The sequence below is a fragment of the Bradyrhizobium sp. URHA0013 genome (assembly GCF_000518345.1).
Taxonomy (GTDB): Bacteria; Pseudomonadota; Alphaproteobacteria; order Rhizobiales; family Xanthobacteraceae; genus Bradyrhizobium.
The window spans coordinates 110674-132972 of the sequence record NZ_JADK01000009.1; the positions used below are offsets into that span (position 1 = coordinate 110674).

Annotated in this window: 18 protein-coding genes and 1 pseudogene; 7 read left to right on the plus strand and 12 right to left on the minus strand. The window is 63.9% G+C overall.

The genetic code is table 11. The features are described from left to right. Window positions 1-11: 11 nt before the first annotated feature. Both N551_RS0115365 and murI read right to left on the minus strand, forming a co-directional pair. Window positions 12-785 (minus strand): HpcH/HpaI aldolase/citrate lyase family protein, encoded by a 774-nt coding sequence (locus N551_RS0115365; RefSeq protein ID WP_027567678.1) that lies wholly within the window; start codon window positions 783-785, stop codon window positions 12-14. A gap of 61 nt (window positions 786-846) precedes the next feature. Then, the gene (gene murI, locus N551_RS0115370) at window positions 847-1644 is read right to left on the minus strand and encodes a glutamate racemase (protein WP_027567679.1); all 798 of its coding nucleotides are present in this window, start codon (window positions 1642-1644) and stop codon (window positions 847-849) included. A gap of 173 nt (window positions 1645-1817) precedes the next feature. Between murI and N551_RS0115375 the strand changes: the two genes are divergently transcribed. Both N551_RS0115375 and N551_RS0115380 read left to right on the plus strand, forming a co-directional pair. Further along, window positions 1818-2369: a cytochrome b gene (locus tag N551_RS0115375; RefSeq protein ID WP_027567680.1), complete on the plus strand. Its 552-nt coding sequence runs from the start codon at window positions 1818-1820 to the stop codon at window positions 2367-2369. Between the two features lie 169 nt (window positions 2370-2538). Further along, a complete protein-coding gene (locus N551_RS0115380) occupies window positions 2539-3180 on the plus strand; it encodes a glutathione S-transferase family protein (RefSeq protein WP_027567681.1) in 642 nt (213 codons plus the stop codon). Between the two features lie 18 nt (window positions 3181-3198). Here the strand turns inward: N551_RS0115380 and N551_RS0115385 are convergent, their stop codons facing one another. Further along, complete coding sequence (locus N551_RS0115385) at window positions 3199-4005, minus strand: Crp/Fnr family transcriptional regulator (RefSeq protein WP_027567682.1); 807 nt, start codon at window positions 4003-4005, stop codon at window positions 3199-3201. 279 nt (window positions 4006-4284) lie between these two features. Continuing rightward, window positions 4285-5382, minus strand: a complete 1098-nt coding sequence (locus N551_RS0115390; protein ID WP_027567683.1) for a preprotein translocase subunit SecD — start codon at window positions 5380-5382, stop codon at window positions 4285-4287. Between the two features lie 260 nt (window positions 5383-5642). Here N551_RS0115390 and N551_RS0115400 point away from each other — a divergent pair, with 260 nt between their 5' ends. From N551_RS0115400 to N551_RS0115415, 4 genes are all read left to right on the plus strand, one after another. Beyond that, entirely contained in the window at window positions 5643-7550 is a 1908-nt protein-coding gene (locus N551_RS0115400; protein WP_027567684.1) for an acyl-CoA synthetase, read from the plus strand. 166 nt (window positions 7551-7716) lie between these two features. Beyond that, the gene (locus tag N551_RS0115405) at window positions 7717-9576 is read left to right on the plus strand and encodes a caspase family protein (protein WP_027567685.1); all 1860 of its coding nucleotides are present in this window, start codon (window positions 7717-7719) and stop codon (window positions 9574-9576) included. A gap of 39 nt (window positions 9577-9615) precedes the next feature. Further along, window positions 9616-11418 (plus strand): caspase family protein, encoded by a 1803-nt coding sequence (locus N551_RS35525; RefSeq protein ID WP_035961413.1) that lies wholly within the window; start codon window positions 9616-9618, stop codon window positions 11416-11418. Window positions 11419-11553: 135 nt separating this feature from the next. After that, complete coding sequence (locus N551_RS0115415) at window positions 11554-12879, plus strand: LVIVD repeat-containing protein (protein ID WP_027567686.1); 1326 nt, start codon at window positions 11554-11556, stop codon at window positions 12877-12879. A gap of 106 nt (window positions 12880-12985) precedes the next feature. Here N551_RS0115415 and N551_RS0115420 read toward each other — a convergent pair whose 3' ends face one another. Continuing rightward, window positions 12986-14158: a M20 aminoacylase family protein gene (locus N551_RS0115420; protein ID WP_007612084.1), complete on the minus strand. Its 1173-nt coding sequence runs from the start codon at window positions 14156-14158 to the stop codon at window positions 12986-12988. A gap of 108 nt (window positions 14159-14266) precedes the next feature. Further along, on the minus strand, window positions 14267-15574 hold the full coding sequence (gene purB, locus N551_RS0115425; protein WP_027567687.1) for an adenylosuccinate lyase: 1308 nt from the start codon (window positions 15572-15574) through the stop codon (window positions 14267-14269). A 583-nt stretch (window positions 15575-16157) separates the two neighbouring features. Here purB and N551_RS0115435 point away from each other — a divergent pair. Further along, window positions 16158-16745 carry a TetR family transcriptional regulator gene (locus N551_RS0115435; protein ID WP_027567688.1) on the plus strand — a complete coding sequence of 196 codons (588 nt, stop codon included), beginning with the start codon at window positions 16158-16160 and terminating at the stop codon, window positions 16743-16745. 141 nt (window positions 16746-16886) lie between these two features. Here N551_RS0115435 and N551_RS0115440 read toward each other — a convergent pair whose 3' ends face one another. The 6 genes and pseudogenes from N551_RS0115440 to N551_RS0115460 all read right to left on the minus strand — a co-directional run bounded on the left by N551_RS0115440 (window position 16887) and on the right by N551_RS0115460 (window position 22174). Then, window positions 16887-18077, minus strand: a complete 1191-nt coding sequence (locus N551_RS0115440; protein WP_027567689.1) for a calcium-binding protein — start codon at window positions 18075-18077, stop codon at window positions 16887-16889. 192 nt (window positions 18078-18269) lie between these two features. Next, window positions 18270-18377, minus strand: a pseudogene (locus N551_RS39285) (DNA-binding response regulator); the annotation flags it as partial. Between the two features lie 95 nt (window positions 18378-18472). Then, window positions 18473-18772 carry a hypothetical protein gene (locus N551_RS0115445; protein ID WP_007612080.1) on the minus strand — a complete coding sequence of 100 codons (300 nt, stop codon included), beginning with the start codon at window positions 18770-18772 and terminating at the stop codon, window positions 18473-18475. A 101-nt stretch (window positions 18773-18873) separates the two neighbouring features. Then, window positions 18874-19911 carry an MBL fold metallo-hydrolase gene (locus N551_RS0115450; protein ID WP_027567690.1) on the minus strand — a complete coding sequence of 346 codons (1038 nt, stop codon included), beginning with the start codon at window positions 19909-19911 and terminating at the stop codon, window positions 18874-18876. 234 nt (window positions 19912-20145) lie between these two features. Continuing rightward, window positions 20146-20796 carry a response regulator transcription factor gene (locus tag N551_RS0115455; protein WP_027567691.1) on the minus strand — a complete coding sequence of 217 codons (651 nt, stop codon included), beginning with the start codon at window positions 20794-20796 and terminating at the stop codon, window positions 20146-20148. A 7-nt stretch (window positions 20797-20803) separates the two neighbouring features. Next, a complete protein-coding gene (locus N551_RS0115460) occupies window positions 20804-22174 on the minus strand; it encodes a sensor histidine kinase (RefSeq protein WP_027567692.1) in 1371 nt (456 codons plus the stop codon). Window positions 22175-22299: the final 125 nt, after the last annotated feature.

The following is a 22299-nucleotide window of genomic DNA, read 5'->3' on the forward strand; positions in this document are numbered from 1 at the left end:
AAGGCTCAAGGCTAGCGCTTGATCCCCTCGAACGCTGCCATGATGCCGCGCTGGAACAGGGACCAGTCAAAGCCGAGCGCGATCGCGCGGTAGCCGCGATCGACCAGGGCATTGGCCTGGTCCGCGGTACGCGCCACGCCGCCGATCGGTACGCCGCTCCTGAGGATGCCGCCCTCGGCCCGGGCCACCAGCTCCAGCAATTCCGGATCGTCCATCTGGCCGCGCTTGTTGATGGAGGTGGCGAGATCGCCGGGGCCGATCACAGCGACGTCGATGCCGGGCGTGGCCATGATCTCGTCGATGCGGTTGACGGCGTCGACGTGCTCGATGGTGATCATGCAGATCATCTCGTCGTCGGCGCTGGCCATGTAGTCCGGCATCGACTGGCCCCAGCGGAATGGTGCATGGAACGGACCCCAGAGCCGATCGCCGCGTGGTGGATAGCGCACGCTGCGCACCGCTTTCTCGGCCTCCGCGCGATTGGTAATCATCGGAAAATTGATGCCGAAGGCGCCGATGTCCATCGGTGCCTTCGCAAGCCACGGTTCGTTCGCCGCGATCCGCACCAGCGGCGTGCACGGTGTGCCGGTGGTGGCCGCGATCATCGCATGTGCTTCGGTCAGTCCAATCGGCCCATGCTCGAGATCGACGATGATCCAGTCGAGTGAGCGCGCCATGATCTGCACGGTCTGCACGCTCGGGATCGTCGCGATCGCGCCGAAGGCGGGACGGTCCTCGCGCCAGAGCTGGCGGAGACGGTTGAGCGGCGTGGTCGGGACGGACATGGGAAGAACCTGCAGGAAACGACGAGGGCGGAGCCTAGCAGCGCGCCGTCGAGGCGCAAGGTCAGGCTGGAATGCGGCCGCCGAAGAACGGCGTCAGCTTGGCCGAAAGGCCATGGACGCGGTTCGAGGTGAAGATCATCTCGGCGCCGGACTGCGCGGTGCTACCGGTGTGCGGGCCGAGCAGATCCGAGACGCGGCGGGCGATCGCAGGCGCCGGATCGATCCAGTCGACCGGCCAGGGCGCGAGTTTTTTCAGCCGGTCGAGCAGCAGTGGATAATGCGTGCAGGCGAGCACCACGGTGTCGGTGCGTGCGCCTGCGTCCCCGGCATCGCCGACGAAACACGGGGCGAGCTCGGCGAGGATGGCGTCGTCGCTGACGGGAGAGCCGCTGAGCTCGGCTTCAGCCAGCGCAGCCAGCTCGGGCGAACCGACCAATGTCACCTCGCAGCCTTGCGCGAAATCCCGGATCAGCGCCTTGGTGTATTCGCGCTTCACCGTGCCCTTGGTGCCGAGCACCGACACCCGGCGGCTCCTCGATTGCGCGCAGGCCGGCTTGATCGCCGGCACAGTGCCGACGAAGGGCAGGGAATAAGCGGCGCGCAGATGCGATAGGACCAAGGTGGACGCCGTGTTGCAGGCGATGACGACGAGGTCAGGATCATGCGTGCCGACCAATTCCCCTATCAGCGGCACCACGCGGGCGATGATCTCGTCCTCGCTGTGGTGGCCGTAGGGAAAGAAGGCGTCGTCCGCGACGTAGACGTAATGCGCGTCGGAGCGCGCGGCCACGACCTCACGCAGGACCGTGAGCCCGCCAAGGCCGGAATCGAACACCAGAATCGTCGGGGAATTGGTCACGTGATCACTCTAGCCGGACATGGTTACCATTCGGTTTTTGGGGCGGTTTTGCGGCAGGGGCGCTTAGGGCTAATTTGGACCGATTCGATTTCGCGATTGCCGCATGGACCCGATATCAGCTGCCGGACTGCGGCGCGGATAGGGACAGGCCCGCAAAACTCCGGAGAGCCGACATGATCAGAAATACCAGCCACGGCTGGGGCAGCATTTCCCGATGGCTGCACTGGGTTCTGGCGCTGACCATCATCGGCATGATCGGCTTCGGGTGGTGGATGAACCACATCCCGGCGCGTCCCGACCGCTTTTTCTACCGTTCGATCCACGCCGATATCGGCTATGTGATCCTGCTGCTCACGGTGGTGCGCCTGGTCTGGCGCCTCGTCAACCCGACGCCCGCCATGCCGGCCGAGACCTCGCGGTGGCAGAAGGTCGCCGCCCATGTCAGCCACGGCGCGCTCTACCTCGCAGTCATCGTCGTCACCATGCTCGGCTGGGCGCATTCCGGTGCGCACGCACCTGATTATTCGGACTTCTTCGGCCTGTTTCACGTGCCGCAATTCACCGCCCCCGACCGCGTGGCGGCGGGCGCCTATGAAGACCGCCACATCCTTTTTGCCTATGTGCTGCTCGCCTTGATCGCGGTTCACGTGATCGCCGCGCTCTGGCACCACTTCATCCGCCGCGACCGCGTCGTGGCGCGGATGGTGACAGACGAGGCGGGGTAGGGCGGACATGGGAGGAAGCATCGGGCCTGCTGCCTCCGCATCGTCATTGCGAGCGCAGCAAAGCAATCCAGAATCTTTCCTTTGTGGCAGTCTGGATTGCTTCGCTGCGCTCGCAATGACGGATAAGATGTGGGCCACGAACTATCCGATTGCGATCGCAGGAGGCCTCATGCTCACCGTCCATCATCTCGGCAAGTCGCAGTCCGAGCGTATAGTCTGGCTGTGCGAGGAGCTGGCGATTCCCTACGAGCTGAAGCGCTATGCGCGCGATCCCGTCACCATGCTGGCTCCGGCCGAGTACAAGGCGCTGCATCCGATCGGGGCGGCGCCGGTGATCACCGACGGCGAACTGGTGCTCGCGGAATCCGGCGCGGTCGTCGACTACATCGTTGCAAAATATGGCAACGGCCGACTCGTGCTCGGGCCCACTGATCCCGCCTTTGCGCAGTTTCTGTATTGGCTTCATTTCGCCAATGGCACCCTGCAACCCGGCATGGGGCGGATGATGATCCTGAGCCGGCTCGATCTCGCCAAGGAGAATCCGACCCTGCTCGCGATGAAGGGGCGTCTCGATCGGGCCTTCGATCTTCTCGACGCAAGGCTTCGCGAGGCCGAATACCTTGCGGGCAGCGCCTTCACGACCGCCGACATCATGACGGTGTTCTCACTCACCACCATGCGCTACTTCCAGCCCTATGACGTGTCGCGCTGTCCCAATGTGGTCAAATATCTCGGCCGCATCGGCGCGCGGGCGGGCTATCGGCGTGCGATGGAGAAGGGCGACCCGGGCATGGCGCTGCTGTTGAACTGAGCGGCGAGGGGCAATCGATCACGCGATCCTGTTCGTGGTGGCCGCGCGCTCCGACGCCAGCTGCTTCTGGAGGCGCTCGATGTTCTGCAGCAGGCGCTGGCTGGTCAGCACCAGGAAGTAGTAGCCGAACTGCGGATCCTGGAAGTAGATCTCGAGCAACCGGTCATAGGTAATCGTCAATACCTGCCCGTCTTCGATGCATTCGATCGTTCCGGTGCGCCGGTTGCCCGGCGTGAGGAAGCCGAGCTCGCCCATCAGCGCGCCCGGCATGATCTCGATATTGATCTCCTTGACCAGGAACTTGCCGGTGACCGTGAGGAGCATCTCCTTGGCTGGGTCGCCCAGTTTGAACAGCGTGTCGCCGCGGCGATATTTGCGTTCGGTCATGAACGGCTTGAGCCATTCGATCGACATGTCGCCTTCGGCCGCATGGCGCGCCTTCTTGACGAGCTTGAGCATCTGCCGCAGGCGCAAGGCGTTGATCGGTAGCAGCAGGAGATAGAGCAGGAAGGTCGAGACGTTGGCAGAGAGCGCGCCGAAGACGGCGAAGAACGCGCAGCCGACCATGTTGGCGACGCGCAGCGGAACCATCGTCCGCATCAGGAGGGTGGCGACGAAGAAGCCGGCGCCGACCGCGGCAAACATATTGGCCAGCGTGATGTTCTGGACGAAGATCTCCAGCATCCGATTGAAGATCGAGTCATAGGTGACGTTGTTCGGATCGAGGCCCATCTGGACCAGGATCTTCGCGATCCTGAGGTTATCCGTCGCCGCCTCGAGAATGCGGTCGAGGATCGACGAAATGTCTGCGCTGCCGGACGGCATGGTACTATCCCCGCGTAAGGCCTTCAGTCACGGTCGGTCTTCTCGACACCTATAGCCGAAATCGAACGACGACCGCTTGAATGAAGCTTTGGGCCGCCGTGCCGCAAGAGGCAAATTTTAGCCTGATCGGGCGTTTCGGCAATTGCCTGTTTGGCGGTGGGTATGGCCGTGGTGCGCCCGCGATTCGGGGCTCACCGGGTACGAGCCTCGGCGTGGTGGACCTCGGCGCCGGATAGGGCGGGGGCGGGACCAGGCGTGGGCGTGGGGCGATCCCCGCTCTTAGGGTTTGGCGGCGGGCTGCACGACCTGCTGCTCGACCAGGCTGAGGTGCCCGGGCAGCGAACCGGCGCGCAGCAGCATGGCGACGCTGTTTGCTTCCTCCAGGGTGAAATTGCCGGAGATCTGGCCCGAGCCGCCGGTGATGGGCTCGCGGATCACGGGGGCGGAGATCACCTTGCCGTCGAGCACGATGGCAAAGGGCTTTGCAATATTCTCTTCGGTGATGTGGGCAAAGCGCCGCGTGCCGCGGCCGTTGAAGCGGAACGAGGCGATCGGCTCTTTCGTGGCGCTCGCAAACCCCGGGCCCGCATAGCTGATGTCGTCGCCGTCGAGCACGCTGTCCTTGGCGACCAGATAAAGGCTCTTGTCCTTGAAGCCGGGCAGGACTTCCGTGCCAGCCGGCGGCGTGCCGGATTGCGCTTGGTCCGGCGGCATCGAGAGGTCGATCAGGCGGAAGCCGACCTTGACCCTTCGGGCGAAGACCGCGGTGACGCGCTCGGGCTCCATCACACCGGGCAGGAAGATGCGGATGCGGTCGGTCCCATCGGGCTGGACGCTGGCGAGCTGGACGCCGGCCTCCTTCAGACGCTGCTCGATCATTGCGATGGCATCTTCGACGAGTTCGTGCAGCCGCGCGGCGGATGCCGCATTGGTCGGCGCGAGCCTGACCAGTCCGTCGCCGCCGTCGGTCACGGCGAGTGCATGCGACGGCAATCCCTCCGCGGCTGACGCGAGCTTGCGCGCAAGCTGCTCGCGGCCCTTGGCGTCCGCGATCTTCAACTCGACGCCGCCGTCGCGGATCGCAAGGCCGGAGAAGGCGATCTTGCCGTCGCGCAGGTTCTTGTAGACGTCGTCGCGCAAATCCGTGACGACGCTCTCGCGCAGGCCATCGGTGTCCACCTTGTAGACGATGCGGGACCCGCCGAGCTTCTCCATCTTGTCGCTGATGAAGGCCGATATCTTGGCGCGCATCTTGTCGATCTGGCCGTCCTCGGCGTGTGCGGCGCGGGGCAGGGCGAGCACCGATGTCATGATCCCTGCTGTCACGGCGAGCGCGATGAACAGTCGGGTAGCGCAATCCCGCGGGAGCGTAGTCATGATCACCTCAAGTCTTGCGCCAGGGCGCTGGCAAGGACACCGGTATGTGAGTCCAATGCCAGTTCTTGGTCCCCGGATCTGGCGCGCAGGTTCAAAAGCCTCTCACCAGAGCCCGATTACGGCGGCCGTTAGGTCATGGACGAACGCCAAATCATCCATCATTCTGCCCGTGCTCGGCCGGCCATCGGTCGAGGTCTCGCCAACCCAAAAAGTCAAAAGACAGGGCGCGGGGACATGCATCTGAGGGAGGACGGAATTCCATGGCGGGCATCCACGCGCTCGATCGCTTCATCGGCAACGACTATCCGGACCTGGCGACGGACGCAGAGGTTCGGGCCTTCGAGCAGGTCCCTTACGCCGATCGCGTCGCGGCCGAGAGCACTTACGATGCCATAAGGCTGGGTGCGGCCCGTAACCCCGACGGACCGGCGCTCCAGTTCCTGCAAAACGCCGATCCCGCCGACTCGCCGGTCGTGGTCACGTACCGCGACTTCATCGCGCGCGTCACGCAGGCCGCTAACATGTTTCACGCGCTTGGCGTGGAGAAGGGCGACGTCGTCAGCTTCATGCTGCCGCTGGTACCGGACGCCTTCGTAACCCTGTTCGGAGCGGAGGCCGCCGGCATCGCCAATCCCGTCAATCCGCTCCTGGAGCCGCACCAGATCGCGGAAATTCTGGAGGCCGCGAACACAAAAGTCCTGGTGGCGCTCGGGCCGATGCCGGGCACCGACATCTGGCAGAAAGTCGAGCAGATCAGGCCGCAACTCAAGCACCTCAAGGCGATCGTGCAGGTGTTCGGTGCTGGCGATCCAGCGAGGGGAATCCTTGCGTTCAACGACCTGATCAAGCAGCAGCCTTCGGACCGCCTTATCAGTGGGCGCAAGATTCTGGGCAGCGACATCGCCGCCTATTTCCACACCGGCGGCACCACCGGCACGCCAAAGCTGGTGCGGCACACGCATGCCAACCAAGTGTATCAAGCCTGGGCGCTCAATCTGCTGCTGGAGTCGAAGCCGGGCGCCAACATGCTGTTCGGCATGCCGCTGTTTCACGTCGGGGGCTCGTTGACGCAGGTGCTGACGACGCTGTCGGCCGGCGGTTCGCTGGTCGTGCTGTCGCCGAGCGGATGGCGCAATCCGAATGCGGTGAAGAACATCTGGCAACTGGTCGAGCGCTTCAAGCCCGAAGCGCTGTCGAGCGTGCCGACGGTGCTCGCCGCAACGCTCGCGGTGCCGCCTGGCAATGCCGACATCTCCAGCCTGAAATATGCAGCCGGTGGCGGCTCCGCGATCCCGGTCGCGGTGGGGTCTGCGATCCAGGACAAGCTCAAGCTGCCTGTCGTCGAGGTCTACGGCATGACCGAGACCTCGAGCGTTCACACGCTGGCCTATCCGTCGCGCCCGATCCGACTCGGTTCGGTCGGCCTTCCCATGCCTTACGCGCGGGTCCGCATCGTCCAGCTCGATGCTGACGGCAAGCTGATCCGCGACTGCGCGCCGGACGAGATCGGCGTCGTCATCATGGCCGGGCCCGGCGTGTTCGGCGGCTATCTCCACGACGAGCACAACAAGGGTGCTTTCGTCGACGAGGTCTGGGTCAATTCCGGCGATCTTGGCCGGCTCGATGCTGACGGTTATCTCTGGATCACCGGTCGCGCCAAGGATCTCGTGATCCGCGGCGGTCACAACATCGATCCGGCACCGATCGAGGAGATCATGTTCCGCCATCCCGCCGTCGGCTTTGCCGCGGTGGTCGGCCAACCCGACGCCTATGCCGGCGAACTGCCGGTGGGATATGTGCAGCTGAAGCCGGGCGCGACCGTCGAGCCGGGGGAGCTGGAGACGTGGGTGCGCGAGCGTACTCCGGAGCGCGCGGCTGTCCCGGTGCAGGTCATCCCGATCGATCCGATGCCGGTGACCGGCGTCGGCAAAGTGTTCAAGCCGCAGCTGCGCTGGGACGCAGCCCAGCGCGTGTTCACGAAGGTGCTGACACCGCTCACTGAGCGCGGCATCGACTGCAAGGTCAGGGTCGGCGCTCACGGCAGCCACGGCTCGATCGCCACCGTAACGCTGGCGGGCCTGCCGGCGGATCAGCGCGAAGCGGTTGCGCGCGAGGTGCACGCACTGCTTGCACCGTTCGTGATGCGCCACGAGGTGGTGCAGATGTAACGGACCCAACGGACGGCTTCGGTGTCAGCTCGAAAGCAGGGCGACGCTTCGCTGCATTAGCCATACCCCCGATAGAGCCCCCTATGTGACAAGTATCACATAGGAAGAATTGGCAATCGGCGATGCTACCGAATAGTCTCATGGAATTGCATCCGGGGGGACGCAAGTGATTCCGTTTCGGATATTTGCTTTGTTGATTTTGGCCATTGGCCTCGCCTGCGGACCGGCCCATGCGGACCGGCGGGTGGCGCTTGTCATTGGCAATTCCGCCTACAAGAGTGCGCCCAAGCTCGGCAATCCCGTCAACGATGCCACTCTGGTCGGCGGCATGTTCAAGAAGGCCGGCTTTGATTCCGTCGACGTCAGGTTGGATCTCAGCGCGAGCGAGATGCGGCGCATGTTGCGTGAGTTCGCCGGCAGGACCCGCGATGCCGACATGGCCGTAATCTATTACGCCGGCCACGGCATCGAGCTGGAAGGCACAAACTATCTCATTCCGATCGACGCGACGCTGGAGACGGATGGCGACGTGCTCGACGAGACCATCCCGGTGGAGCGTGCGCTGTTCGCGGTCGAGCCGGCCAAGCAGCTGCGCCTGATCATCCTGGACGCGTGCCGCGACAATCCGTTTTCCAAGACCATGAAGCGGACGCTGGCCTCGCGCGCGATCGGACGCGGGCTTGCCAAGGTCGAGCCGACCAGCCCCAACACCATGATCGCCTTCGCCGCGAAGGCCGGTTCGACCGCGTCTGACGGTGACTCCAGGAACAGCCCGTTCGCCGTCGCTTTGGTCGAGCACCTGCCCAAGCCGGGCCTCGACCTGCGCAAGGCGTTCGGCTTCGTGCGCGACGACGTGCTCAAGAGCACCGGCTACAAGCAGGAGCCCTACGTCTATGGCTCGCTCGGTGGCGACGACGTACCGCTGGTCGCGACCAAGCCCGCAGCGACCGGGCCGCAGGCCAACCCGCAGGATTCTATTCGCAGGGATTACGAGCTCGCGCTGCAGCTGGCCACGCGCGACGGTTGGGAAGCCTTCCTGGCGCAATATCCCGAGGGGTTCTATGCGAATCTCGCCAAGGGCCAGATGAACAAGATCGCCGCTGAAGAGACGCGCGCCTCGGCCGAGCAAAAGGCGAACGCGGCCGAGCAGCAGAAGGCAAGGCTCATTTCCGAACGTGCCCAGAAGGCCGAGCAGGACAAGGCGGCCGCGGCGGCCAAAGCCGCCGAAGAGGCCCGGATCGCGGCGGAGAAGCAGAAGCAGATCGAGCAGGCGAGGACGGATGCGGCCGAGCAGCAGCGCAAGCTGGCCGAAGCTGCCGCGGCGAAAGCACAGGCCGAGAAGCAGGCGGCGGAGAAGGCCAAGGCCGAGCTTGCCGCCAAGCAGGCCGCCAAGCAGGCCGCCGAGAAGGCGGAGCAGGTGGCAAAGCCGACGGTCGATCGGCAGATGCCTGAGGTCGAGCAAAAAGTTGCAGCCCTTTCACCGGCGCCGGCATCCACATTGTCGGCGGCTGATCTGACAAAATCCGTGCAGAGTGAATTGCGCCGCGTCGGCTGCGTGTCCGCCACCGCCGACGGCGATTGGAGCGCAGCATCGCAGCGTTCGCTGGCCATGTTCAACAAATATGCCGGCACCCAATTCGACGCCAAGCTCGCAAGCGTCGACGCGCTGGATGCACTGAAGGCAAAGCCCGGACGCGTTTGCCCGCTCATTTGCAATTTCGGCTCCAAGGCGGACGGCGATCAATGCGTGAAGATCACCTGCCGCGCCGGCTATCGCGTCGGTGACGACAACGACTGCGAGAAGGTCCCAGAGAAGAAGCCGGTGGCGACGCGCGAGGATTCGAAGAAGCGTGACCAGGATCGCAAGGACACAGAGTCGACGCCATCGAAGCCGCAAGCATCTGGCCAGATATTTTGCAATTCCGCTGGCTGCCGTCCTGTCGGCAAGGGATGCAGAATAGAACGGGCCAGTACTTCTGATGCGAGCTCAGTGATGTCTGGCCGGACGAAAGAAGTCTGCAATTAGGGTATCATCGGAATGGCCGCATAGGCCTGGGCGTTTTTCATGATTGTTCGAAGCCTATTGATTTTGATATTCGGCATTTGGTTCGGGTGCGGCGCTGCCCTCGCGGACAAGCGCGTTGCGCTCGTGATCGGCAATTCCGCCTACAAGAACGCGCCGCGGCTCGCGAACCCGGTGAACGACGCCGGGCTGGTCGGCAGCATGTTCAGGAATGCGGGCTTCGATACGGTCGAGATCAGGCTGGACCTCAACGCCAGCGAAATGCGGCGATCCCTACGCGAGTTCGCGGCCAGGACGCGCGATGCCGACATGGCCGTGATCTACTATGCGGGCCACGGCATCGAGCTGGACGGCAGCAACTATCTCGTTCCGACCGACGCCATGCTGGAAACCGACGGCGATGTCCTCGATGAGACGATCGCACTCGATCGGGCGCTGTATGCGGTCGAACCGGCCAAACAACTTCGTCTTGTCATCCTCGATGCGTGCCGCGACAACCCATTCGCCAAGACGATGAAGCGCACCCTGGCCTCGCGCGCGATTGGTGGCGGGCTTGCCAAGGTCGAGCCGACCAGTCCGAACACGATGATTGCGTTTGCGGCCAAGGCGGGGTCGACGGCATCGGATGGCGATTCCCGGAACAGCCCGTTCGCGGTCGCGTTGACCGATCATCTGCCGAAGCCCGGGCTCGACCTGCGCAAAGCGTTCGGCTTTGTCCGTGACGACGTCTTGAAGAAGACCGGCAACAAGCAGGAGCCGTATGTCTATGGCTCCCTGGGCGGCAGCGATGTGTCGCTGGTGCCGGTGAGGCCGGTCGCCGCAGCCGGACCGCAGGCAAATCCGCAGGACAGTGTGCGCAAGGACTACGAGCTCGCCCTCCAGGCCGGCCTGCGCGAGGCCTGGGAAGCATTCCTCCAGACCTATCCCGACGGCTTTTACGCCAACCTCGCTCGCGTGCAGCTGAAGAAGATTGCCGCCGAGGAGGATCGCACGGCGGCGACCGAGAAGGCTCGCGTGGCCGAACAGGAGAAGGCGAGGCTCGCGACCGACCGAGCCCAGAAGGCCGAGCTGGAGAAAGCCACCGCCGCGGCGAAAGCCGCGGAAGAGGCGAGGATCGCGGCCGAGAAGGCCAAGCAGATCGAGCAGGCCAAAGCGGAAGCGGCCGAACGAGATCGCAAGGCGGCGGAAGCCGCCGCGGCCAAGTCGCTCGCGGAGAAGCGGGCGCTCGAGAAGGCGGCGACCGATGCCGCAGTGAAGCAGGCGGCGGACAAGCAGGCGGCTGATGCCGAGAGCAGGAAGGTGGCCGCGCTGGCGTCGCCGCCAAGCTCCCCGCTGCCCGGCGATCTCGCGAAATCGGTTCAGAGCGAACTGCGCCGCGTCGGCTGTCTTTCGGCCGCCCCCGACGGCGACTGGAACGCCGCAACGCAGCGCTCTCTGACGTTGTTCAACAAATATGCCGGCACCCAGTTCGACGCGAAGCTCGCGAGTGTCGACGCTCTCGATGCGCTGAAGGCGAAGCCGGGACGCGTCTGCCCGCTCGTATGCAATTTTGGCTTCAAGGCCGACGGCGATCAATGTGCGAAGATCACCTGCCGCGCCGGCTATCGCGTCGGCGATGACAACGAATGCGAGAAGGTGCCGGAGAAGAAGCCGGTCGCGACGCGCGAGGACTCGAGGAGGCGCGATAGCGACCGCAGAAATACCGAGTCAACGGCACCAAAGTCACAAGTCTCCGGCCAGATGGTCTGCAACGGCGCCGGCTGCAGACCGGTCGCAAAGGGCTGTCACATGGATTATGTGAAGAACAACGCCGGCGTCATGGTACGAACCGAGATATGTAATTAGCCCCCCGCCGGATCGTCGTCGCGGTCCGCTCATGAATCCGGCGCGAGTCGTGCGCGTGTGGATGAGGGCGGACGACACGAGGCTTGCATGCCTCGTCGCAGGCGAGCATCATCCCGACAAAAATGGGGGAAACAGATGCCACAACTCTCGCGCCGCAGCCACCTTCAGCAATTGTCGGCCGTGCTCGGATCCGCCGCGCTGCCTGGGTGGTCGAGGTCCGCAGGGGCTTCGGAGGCAGACATTCCCCCCGAAGGCATCGGCGAGGGCATCAAGCACATCTCCTATAGCGACATCGGCGGACGGCCCGACAGCGTGCAGGTGATGTTCAACCGGCAGCACGTCTATGTCGGACACATGTTCAGTGACGGTGTGACGATCCTGGACGCATCCGATCCGCGTGCGCTGAAGCCGGTCAATTTCTTCACCGCAGGACAATACACCCGCACCCATCATTTACAGGTGGCGGAAGACCTGCTGCTGCTTGCCAACGGCGCCAATATCGTCGCGATGCAGTCGTACGACAACATGCGCGGCTATTTCGAGAACACGCTGGTCGACAGCATCACCAAGGCCAAGAAATTCCGCTGCGGTCTCTCGATCCACGACATCTCCAAACCGAACGAGATGCGCGAGATCGCGTTCCTCGAAATGCCCGGCTTCGGCATCAACCGGCTGTGGTGGCCAGGCGGACGCTATGCCTATGTGTCAGCGCATCTCGACGGGTTCACCGACCACATCCTTTGCGTGGTCGATCTCAAGACCATCACCAAGCCTGAGATCGTCGCGAAATGGTGGCTGCCGGGCATGAACCGCGCGGTCGGCGAGCCGGCGACGCCCAAGGGCAAGCGCTTTGCGCTGCATCACATGATCACGGCGGGCGATCGCGGCTACGCCGCCTGGCGCGATGGCGGCTTCACCATCCACGACATCAGCGATCCCGTGAATCCAAAGCTGTTGTCCCACATCAACTGGTCGCCGCCCTTCGCCGGCGGCACGCATACGCCGCTGCCGCTGCCCAAGCGACAGCTTGCGATCGTCGCGGACGAAGCCAATGCGGATCAGTGCGCCAAAGGCCTGTTCCATACATTCGTCCTCGACGTGCGCGCGCCTGGAAACCCGGTGCCGATCGCGACCCTGCCGACCCCGCGCGACCGCGACTTCTGCACGAACGGCACCTTCGGGCCGCATAATCTGCACGAGAACCGCCCGGGCTCGTTCCAGAGCGAGGAGACGATCTTCGCGACCTACAACAATGCCGGCGTCAGGGTGTTCGACATCAGGGACGCCTTCGTACCGAAGGAGATCGCGTATTGGGTGCCGCCGACACCGAAAAAGCTCATCGACCCCCGCCCGAACGTCGCGCTCGCGGCCAAGACCTGCGACGCCTATGTCCGGCCGGACGGGCTGATGTTCGTCTCCGACTGGAACGCCGGCATGCACGTGCTGCAATATCAGGGATGAGTGGTGTTGTAGGGTAGGCAAAGGCGCAAAGCGCCGTGCCCACCATTCGCAGCGGAGAAGGCTCTGGTGGGCACGCTTTCGCTTTGCCCACCCTACGAGACCTGCGCTAACCCGCCGGCATCCGCGTTTCGACGAGTCGCGCCCAATAGGACGCGCCGTGGCCCAAGATGTTGTCGTTGAAGACGTAGGCCGGGTGGTGGCACTCGTTGCCGTCGCCCATGCCGACCAGGATCATCGCGCCGGGGCGCGCTTCCAGCATGAAGGAAAAATCTTCGGCGCCCATCATCGGAATGAACTTGTCGTTGACGCGCTCGGCGCCGACGATGTCGCGGGCGACGTCGGCGGCAAGGCCAGCCTCGCGCGCATGGTTCATCGTCACCGGATACATGCGCGTGTATTTGGTTTCCGCCGAACCGCCATAGGCGCGCGCGACGCTGTCGGCGACTTCGCCGATGCGGCGCTCGACGAGATCGCGCACTTCAGGGTCGAGCGTGCGCACGGTGCCGCCGAGCTCGGCGATCTCTGGGATGATGTTGAAGGCCGTACCGGAGTGGAATTGCGTGATCGAGATGACGGCGGACTTCAGCGGATCGACGTTGCGCGCGACGATCGATTGCAGCGCGTTGACGATCTGCGCGCCGATCAGCACGCTGTCGATCGACTTGTGCGGACCCGCGCCGGCATGACCGCCCTTGCCGTGGACCGTGATCTGGATGTTGTCTGAGGAGGCGAGCATCGCGCCAGGGGTGGTCGCGAAATGGCCCTCGGGCAGGCCCGGCATGTTGTGCATGCCGTAGACCTCCTGGATGTTCCAGCGCGTCATCAGTCCGTCCTCGACCATCGCCTTGCCGCCGCCGCCGCCTTCTTCCGCGGGCTGGAAGATCACGACCGCGGTGCCGTCGAAGTTGCGGGTCTCGGCGAGATATTTGGCGGCGCCGAGCAACATGGCGGTGTGACCGTCATGGCCGCAGGCGTGCATCTTGCCGGGGACCTTGGAGGCGTAGGCGACGCCCGACGTCTCCATGATCGGCAGCGCGTCCATGTCGGCGCGCAGGCCAATGGTCTTGCCCGAGGCGGATTTGCGGCCGCGGATCACACCGACGACGCCGGTGCGGCCGATCCCCGTCACCACCTCGTCGCAGCCGAACTCGCGCAAGCGGTCGGCGACGATGCCGGCGGTGCGGTGGACGTCATATTGCAGCTCCGGGTTCTCGTGGAAGTCATGGCGCCAGGCGGCCATTTCGTCGGAGAGGGCGGCAACGCGGTTAACGATGGGCATGAGGAAGGTCCGCCTTGATTTGTAGCCCCGGATGAGCGAAGCGACATCCGGGATCTTTGTGAGGGAAGTCCCGGGTATCGCTGCGCTCACCCGGGCTACGAAGGACGTTCAGCTCTCGCCGAACACGCGCTTGAAGATCGTGTCGACGTGCTTGAAGTGATAACCGAGGTCGAACTGCTCCTCGATCTCGGCGTCGGTGAGATACTTCTTCACGTCAGCGTCCTTCTTCAGAAGCTGGAGGAAGTCGCCTTCGCCGCGCCAGACCGGCATGGCGTTGCGCTGCACGAGCTTGTAGGCGTCCTCGCGGCTTGCGCCCTTCTGGGTCAGCGCCAGCAGAACGCGCTGCGAATGCACGAGGCCGCCGAGGCGGTCGAGGTTCTTCTGCATGTTAGCGGGGTACACCAGCAGCTTGTCGATCAGGCCGGCGAGGCGGACCAGCGCGAAGTCGAGCGTCACGGTGGCGTCGGGGCCCATCATGCGCTCGGCGGAAGAGTGCGAAATGTCGCGCTCGTGCCAGAGCACGACGTTCTCCAGCGCCGGCGTCACATAGGCGCGCACCATGCGCGACAGGCCGGTGAGGTTTTCCGAGAGCACCGGATTGCGCTTGTGCGGCATCGCGGACGAACCCTTCTGCCCTTCGGAGAAGAACTCTTCGGCCTCCAGCACTTCGGTGCGCTGCATGTGGCGGATCTCCACCGCGAAACGCTCGACCGAGGAAGCGATCACACCGAGCGTCGAGAAATACATCGCGTGGCGGTCGCGGGGGATGACCTGCGTCGAGATCGGCTCGGGGACGAGGCCCATGGCCTTCGCAACATGCTGTTCGACGCGCGGATCGATCTGGGCAAAAGTGCCGACCGCACCGGAGATGGCGCAGGTGGCGACTTCCTTCCGCGCCGCAATCAGGCGCTCCCTGGCGCGCGAGAATTCCGCATAGGCATAAGCGAGCTTGAGGCCGAAGGTCACGGGTTCGGCGTGGATGCCGTGGCTGCGGCCGATGGTCGGCGTCATCTTGTGCTCGAGGGCGCGCTTCTTCAGCGCCGCCAGCACCTTGTCGAGGTCGGCGAGCAGCAGGTCGGCGGCGCGGGTGAGTTGGACGTTGAGGCAAGTGTCGAGCACGTCGGAGGAGGTCATGCCCTGATGGACGAAGCGCGCCTCTGGGCCGACGATCTCGGCGAGGTGGGTGAGGAAGGCGATGACGTCGTGCTTGGTCTCGCGTTCGATCTCGTCGATGCGGGCGACGTCGAAACTGGCGTCCTTGGCCTTGGCCCAGACCGTTTTGGCGGCCTCCTTGGGGATCGTGCCGAGCTCGGCAAGGGCGTCCGCCGCATGCGCCTCGATCTCGAACCAGATCTTGAACCGGGTCTGCGGCTCCCAGATCGAGGCCATTTCCGGGCGGGTATAGCGGGGGATCATTGGACTGCTCCAGGAAGGTGGGCGGGCGACCCGGAAGGGGGCGACCTGCCAAAATGCTTTTTACGCCGTGATCTAGCAGAGCGGGGAGGGCGAAACAAACGGCGCCGGCAACGTAGCGGGGGATGATTGGGCTGGACAGGATCATCGGCCCGGCGGCGGCGGGGCGATGGGCAGCCGGCCTCAGGGGAGAAGCTCGCAGATATTAACTGTCAATCACGGATCATTGACTGACAGATATTGAAATCTGTCAGCGAGACGTGTATATCCGTTCCTGGACGCTCCGATTGGGGCGTCTGGCGGCATCCCGGGAGCCCGACGTCCCAAGCAAATGGGGGATTGAGGGTCGCAATTGAACAACGGGGACCGCCAATTGATTGGAGACTTACGACAATGACGACCGAAATCATCAATTTGACCGGGACGATTGGGCACTGGCTCAATTTACTGGTGGCGCGCCAGATCGCGGCGCAGGCTGCAAAACTGCCTCATTAAGGCGAGAGCTTTCCGAAACGACCGGCACGGGCGCTTCGGAAGCAGCTCCATCGCCGGGTAACTGAGCCCTCAACGGGAACATGGTGCTGGCATGAACGAAGCCGTTATCTTGACGCCGGAGCGGATCCTCGAAGTCACCGAGGACGTGCTGCGGCGTTACGGACTCGCCAAGGCCACCGTAGTCGACGTCGCCCGTGCGCTCGATGTGAGCCACGGCAGCGTCTACCGCCATTTCCCGAGCAAGGCCTCGTTGCGCGAGGCCGTCGCAAAACGCTGGCTGGACCGCATCGACGCGCCCTTACGCCAGCTCGCCGAAGAGCAGGGCCCGGCCCCGGCGCGGCTCGACCGCTGGCTGCGCACCCTGTTCGCCGCCAAGCGTTCGCGCGTGCTCGACGACCCCGAGATGTTCGACACCTATCTGACCCTGGCGCGCGAGGCCTGTGCAGCCGTCAAATGTCACAAGGACACGATGATCGACCAGATCGCGGCGATCCTGACCGACGGCGTGACGCAGGGCGTGTTCGCCGTGGACGACGTCAAGGCCACCGCACGCGCGATCTTCGATGCCACCGTCCGCTTCCACCATCCGGCTCATGCCGACGAATGGAAGGACGCCGATCTCGCGGCGCGCGTCGATGCGACGCTGGCGCTGGTATTGCGCGGGCTGAAGGCGGCGTGAGGTTGCGGAGCCTGCGTACATCGCAGCTTGGGGCTTGATTCACTCCTGCTCATGACTTTGGCGATCGGCAGGATGACGGGCCTGGCCTCGACGATTCTCTCGTGACCACCATCCCATCATCCTGCTTGGCTGTGAGCGCCGTCAGATGACGAAGTCCGCTGGATGCAGGGCCGCCGTGTGCACGCCGTCCAACGTGATGGTATCGTTGGCGGTGAGGTGGATCACGGCATCGCCGGCGCTATTGTCGCCAATGAGGCTGGAGAGGGCTGCCCAGTCTGCGAAGCCGTAGTCATGCAGGTTGATCAGGTCATGTTCGCTGGTGGTGCTGCCGACAGCTTGGTTGCCTTGATTGAAGTCGTTGATGATGTCCTGGCCGGAGCCCGTGTTGAACACGAACGTGTCGTTGTTCGGCCCGCCCCACAAGAGATCATTGCCGCCACCACCGTTGAGGGTATCCGTGCCTCCGGTGATCGAGCCGGGTGAGGAAGGAGCGTAGCTCATCGCATCGCCCGCCAGGCGATCGGGGCTCGATCCGCCGGTGAGGATGTCGTTCCCGCCGTGAGCATTGCCCGACATCGTGGGAGCGTCGCCGTACAACGTCGTGCTGAAAGCAGCTCGCTCGCCATCGATGACGGCAGTGAGGATATCGTTTCCGCCCTGGGTATTGTCGGACATGGACGTTCCGGAATCGCCCGACAGGCTTCCTCCTCCCAGCTGGGCGTCACTGCTCGCCGCAAAGGTCAGGATGTCGTTTCCGCCGACCGCGTTGTCAGTCATGGCACCCGTGGCATCGCCGCTGAGTGCGTCGCCGCCGCCATTTATCCCATAGGCGCTCAGCGTATCGTTCCCGCCATGCGCATTGCCGCTCATGGCACCTCCAGCGTCTCCGCTGAGCGACCCGAACGATCTCCATCCGGTCGACGCCGTCAGCGTGTCATTTCCGCCTCCCGCGTTGCCCGACATGTCGCCCTGGACGTCGCCATAGAGATAAACATTGGTGTAGAGCGAGTTGTGGGCATCGACATTGAGGGTGTCGTTCCCGCCCTGGGTATTGTCCGCCATGGATTGGGCATCACCAACGGTGATGGCACTATCCCAGCCGCCATCCACGCTCACCACGAGACTGTCGTTTCCTCCGTGAGAATTGCCATGCATGGCCACCAGGTCTTCCCCAACGAGCGTCACGTTCGAGTTGAGACTCGATATGGCTGCCGTCAACGCATCGTTTCCGCCCCAGTCATCGGTTGCCAACCCGGGATCTCCGAGCACGGTCATGGATTGACCGAACTCTGGCAGGGTGACTGCGATAGTGTCGTTTGGCAGTTGGTGCATGTCGCTTCACTCCGATTTCATCTCAGTCGCGGGGCCTGAAAGCAGCGGAGCTCTTTGCGAGACGCGCTGTGGCCGCGCTTAACGTTGAATTTGCTCGGAGTTGATGGCGGAGATTTGCTTTGGGTTGGATTTCATTGCGGCCGGAGGAACTTCGGCGCGCGGGGTAACGGAACTCGAGCGACGCCAGAAATTCGTCAGCCCGCAAGCCGCTGCGAGCCGCGCGAGCCGCGCGAGCTGCGCATCCGTGCGCGCGCCGGTCTTCGTCTTGATCAGATAATGATAGTTCTGCAGCGTCTTGACTCTCGCGCTGGTATTGCGCGGGCTGAAGGCGTCGGCCGGACTTCCTTCGCGCGGTCCGAAGCCGCGACACCTGACGGGACCTGTCGGTTTCTATCTCAGACCTTATGGGCAACGCTGCCATTGCCGAGCGAGCGCGGATGATGGGTCTTTTTTCGCGCACGTAAGGCGGCGTTGGCCGATGGCACGACCGACGGGCTTTCCGGATAGGTATTGACTTCGATTTCGACCACGTCCTTTGACCGCTTTCGAAGGCGGTAGAACGCAAGTTCCTGTTCGAGAATGGGGCAGTGGAATTGGATCGTCGCTGTGTCTGGCAGACGGCAGAGTTCATCGATGAGCTCGCCGACAGTGATGATCGGGGGATGATGGATGGCTTCGCGAATAGCCTTACTCATGGCGCAACTCCCTCACTCCGCTACTAACCACTACGCGACGGTGTCAGTTCCAATCCTACCGGTCACAGCATGATCTAAAGTGCGAGCCGCGGGCCAGCGCCCTAAAGCGCGGGCGCCAAATGCGAGCTGCGCAAGCGCAATATGCCGAACGGGTCTTCGCGCCCAGCGAGTTTGCGATAGGTCGCAAGGTCGTCGAGCGTCGGACCTTCCCCGCGCCTGACATTCACGCCCGCAACCGTTGCAACCGGAATCGACGTGCCGAGGCCTGCGTAGAGATAGTTGTCGCCGAACGCCTTCTTGAGCGCGGCAAAAGTCGGCTCACCGGTGCAATGTCCCGGGGCTACGCTGTCGACCTTGAACCTGTCCTTCAGGGCGGTAACGGCTTTCGCGATAGCTTCGTCAGGTGCGACGACCAGATGAAATCCCCCCGCGATGAGATGAATCCTGGGATTGATACCCGTCGCCGCTTCGACGATGCGCTCTATGCCGGGGTGCGAACAACCGACCAGAAGGACCATGCCGTCGGCCGTGTTGACGGCCAAGGACAGCTCCTTGAGTTCTCTCGTGCCCGGCGCGTCGGAAATCAGCGAGATAAGTGTGATACCGGGAGCGATCTCGGTGGTCTGATCGATCAGTTCGAAGTTCGCGTGGGCCCATGCCGTGCCGAACTTCATCACCGCGGGCGGCTTGCCTGCATAGTACCGCATCTCCGGCGGCAAAGCCTCGTCCTTGCGGTAGAAGCCGGACGGCAGAGACGAGCCGTAGATGCCAAATCCTTCCTTTGGCGCGTAGATCGTGACCGTCGGATTGATGCTCAGGAGGTAGGACAAGCCGGCCATATGATCGGAGTGGCGGTGTGAAAGAACGACAAAGTCGAGGTCCGAGAGATCAACTCCCTTGGCTTTCACGTTCGCCGCGAAGATTTCGGGATCGTTACCCGTATCGAACAGGATGCGTTTTCCCGCGATCTCGACAAGGGCGGAGAAACCCCAGTCCTTCGTCATCGCCTCATCTGTGCCGAAGGCGTCATAGAGAATCGTGATCTGTTCTTTCGCCTCCGTTGCCGCGCTTTCCGTAAGCCCGGTCGCAAGAACGCCGAAGGCGATCAGTGCTGTAAGAAGACTGTTCCTGATGTTCATGAAAGCGTCTCCTGTTGTCGTGCAAGACATACAACGGGAACGAGGGCGGCCTCGAGAGCCGTCCAAACTGGCTCTCGACGAAAGATCGGAGCCGGACACACATCCGCCGGCGGCTTGGTGCTGAATGCCGTGCCTGTGGTGAAGCCTAGCACAATCTAGGAGAGATTTGGAGACCTTCGTTGGGATGGCCAGTCGGAACCAGATTCTGGTCGCAGCAAGCGCTCGCGTCAGGCTTTAGATTCTGGTCAGCCCACAATTGGCCGCCAACCGCACGAGCTGCGCATCCGTACGCGCTCCGGTCTTGGTCTTGATCAGATAGTGATAGTTCTGCACCGTCTTGACGCTGAGATTGAGATGCGCGGCGATCTGTTCGGTCGTGGCGCCGCCGGCGAACTGGCGCAGGATCTCGATCTCGCGTTCGCCCAGTTGATCCAGCGCAGACCCCGTCGACAGGCTGTCCTCGGCCAGGATATGCGCGATGTCGTCGCTCATGGCGCGTTCGCCGCGCGCAACGCTGCGGATCGCGGACACGACCGCGGACGGCTCGCTGCTCTTGGTGACGAAGCCGCTGGCGCCGGCACTGAAGGCTGCCTTCACCAGCACGGCCTCGTTGTGCATGGTGAAGACGAGGATCCGGGCCCGCGGGCTGCGCGCGCGGATGTTGCGGATCGCCTCGAGCCCGCTCGCGCCGGGCATCGAGATATCCAGCAAGACCACGTCGGGATCGCGCGCCTTGAAGGCGCTGTAGGCATCCGCAGCGTTGTCGGCTTCCGCCACGACATGCAGATCGCCCTGGCTTTCCAGCACGCGCCGATAGCCTTGCCGCACGATCGGATGGTCGTCGACCAGCAGCACGGAGATGCCTGTTGGCGTAATCTCGTTCATGCCGGCCTCACGCGGCGAGCGGGATGGTGGCGGCGACGCTGAGTCCGCCTCGGGCGGGCAGGATCGAGAATGAGCCGCCGGCCGCTGCGACGCGCTCGCGGATGCCCGTGAGGCCAAAGCCGGCCGACTGCTTTACGCGTGCTGCGTCGCCGCCGCCATCGTCTTCGACGCGGATCAGCAACGCATCGTCGTCGCCCGCTCGCCGCTCGACGCTGAGCGAAATCTCGCGTGCCACGCCGTGGCGCAACGCGTTGGTCAGGCATTCCTGCGCGACGCGATAGGCGGTGGTGGCAGCCGGGCCGCTGATGTCGGTGAAGTCGCCCCGGAGATCGAGCTGGATCGTCGGTCGCGCCGCGCTCTGCGAGCGCCAGCTATCCACCAAATTCACGAGGCTCGCCTCCAGTCCAAGCTCGGCGGGGAGGGGATTGCGCAGGCGCTTCAGCGCGTCGCGTAGCGAGGCCATCAGATGATGCGTGGCCTGCGAGATCATCCGCGCGTCCTGCACGATATCGTTGTGCTTGTCTGCCTTCGTGCTCGCCGTCTCGATGGTGTTGGCGAAGGCGAGGATGGCCGAGAGATTTTGTCCGAACTCGTCGTGCAGCTCGCGTGCGAGCGCGCGGCGTTCGTCATCACGGATCTCGATCAGGCGCCGCGTCAGCGCCGCGCGTTGCTCGGTCGCTTCCTCCAACCGGCCGCCGAGCTCGCCGACGGCGCTGCCGATCATCGCCAGCTCCATCGAGCGGAAGCGCGGCAGTTTCGTGCGATACTGACCGCGGGCCATGCGCTGCAAGGCGATCACGATCGTGCGCGCCGGCGCCAGCGCATGCGCGATCGCGAGCGAAGCCAGGAGCGCGATCGCCGCCGCCATCAAGAGCGCGACGTCGATCACGTTGAGGATGTATTCCCAGGCGAGCGAGATGGCGGCCGTTTCATCCGGCGTCGCGACCACCGTTCCGGCGGTCGCCGCGCGGGGACTGACGGGCCGTATCGCTTCGGCATGGCTGCCGAGGAAGGTCGGCACAATCGATGCAAACCAGCGCGGCGGCGCCTTGCCGAGCCCCTCGCTCTGGCCGCAGAGCGGCTTTTCGAATGCGATGGCCGGTTGGAATTCGACGCAGACGCCGGGTGAGATCAGCTTCATCGTCTCCAGCGTGCGCCACTCCGGAACCGGCAGAAGCTGCTCGCGTGTTCTGCTGCTACGCAACAAGAATTCGCGCCAGTACAGGGCTTGCAGCGCTTGGGCGACCCGCTGCGCCGAGGCCGCAGTCGCCCGGTCGACGCTGCGATAGGCGTCGAACGTGGCCCAGATGGTCGCCGCCCCGAGGCAAAGCGCGACGATGAGAAGCAGACGGGCGACAAGCTGAAGCACAAGGCGCATGCGATCACCCCAAAATTTGGTAAGGTCAGCCTAACAACGCCGCCGCGCCTTGCCAATTGCGAGGCACGGCAAGATGGCAGCTCGGGCAAATTTCCCAAGCCGGATTGGGCATGGCTCTTTGGACC

Coding starts and splice junctions, on each gene's coding strand:
- N551_RS0115365 (WP_027567678.1), bottom strand. CDS start 785: ATGTCCGTCCCGACCACGCCGCTCAACCGTCTCCGCCAGCTCTGGCGC.
- N551_RS0115375 (WP_027567680.1), top strand. CDS start 1,818: ATGATCAGAAATACCAGCCACGGCTGGGGCAGCATTTCCCGATGGCTG.
- N551_RS0115380 (WP_027567681.1), top strand. CDS start 2,539: ATGCTCACCGTCCATCATCTCGGCAAGTCGCAGTCCGAGCGTATAGTC.
- N551_RS0115385 (WP_027567682.1), bottom strand. CDS start 4,005: ATGCCGTCCGGCAGCGCAGACATTTCGTCGATCCTCGACCGCATTCTC.
- N551_RS0115390 (WP_027567683.1), bottom strand. CDS start 5,382: ATGACTACGCTCCCGCGGGATTGCGCTACCCGACTGTTCATCGCGCTC.
- N551_RS0115400 (WP_027567684.1), top strand. CDS start 5,643: ATGGCGGGCATCCACGCGCTCGATCGCTTCATCGGCAACGACTATCCG.
- N551_RS35525 (WP_035961413.1), top strand. CDS start 9,616: ATGATTGTTCGAAGCCTATTGATTTTGATATTCGGCATTTGGTTCGGG.
- N551_RS0115415 (WP_027567686.1), top strand. CDS start 11,554: ATGCCACAACTCTCGCGCCGCAGCCACCTTCAGCAATTGTCGGCCGTG.
- N551_RS0115420 (WP_007612084.1), bottom strand. CDS start 14,158: ATGCCCATCGTTAACCGCGTTGCCGCCCTCTCCGACGAAATGGCCGCC.
- purB (WP_027567687.1), bottom strand. CDS start 15,574: ATGATCCCCCGCTATACCCGCCCGGAAATGGCCTCGATCTGGGAGCCG.
- N551_RS0115435 (WP_027567688.1), top strand. CDS start 16,158: ATGAACGAAGCCGTTATCTTGACGCCGGAGCGGATCCTCGAAGTCACC.
- N551_RS0115440 (WP_027567689.1), bottom strand. CDS start 18,077: ATGCACCAACTGCCAAACGACACTATCGCAGTCACCCTGCCAGAGTTC.
- N551_RS0115445 (WP_007612080.1), bottom strand. CDS start 18,772: ATGAGTAAGGCTATTCGCGAAGCCATCCATCATCCCCCGATCATCACT.
- N551_RS0115450 (WP_027567690.1), bottom strand. CDS start 19,911: ATGAACATCAGGAACAGTCTTCTTACAGCACTGATCGCCTTCGGCGTT.
- N551_RS0115455 (WP_027567691.1), bottom strand. CDS start 20,796: ATGAACGAGATTACGCCAACAGGCATCTCCGTGCTGCTGGTCGACGAC.
- N551_RS0115460 (WP_027567692.1), bottom strand. CDS start 22,174: ATGCGCCTTGTGCTTCAGCTTGTCGCCCGTCTGCTTCTCATCGTCGCG.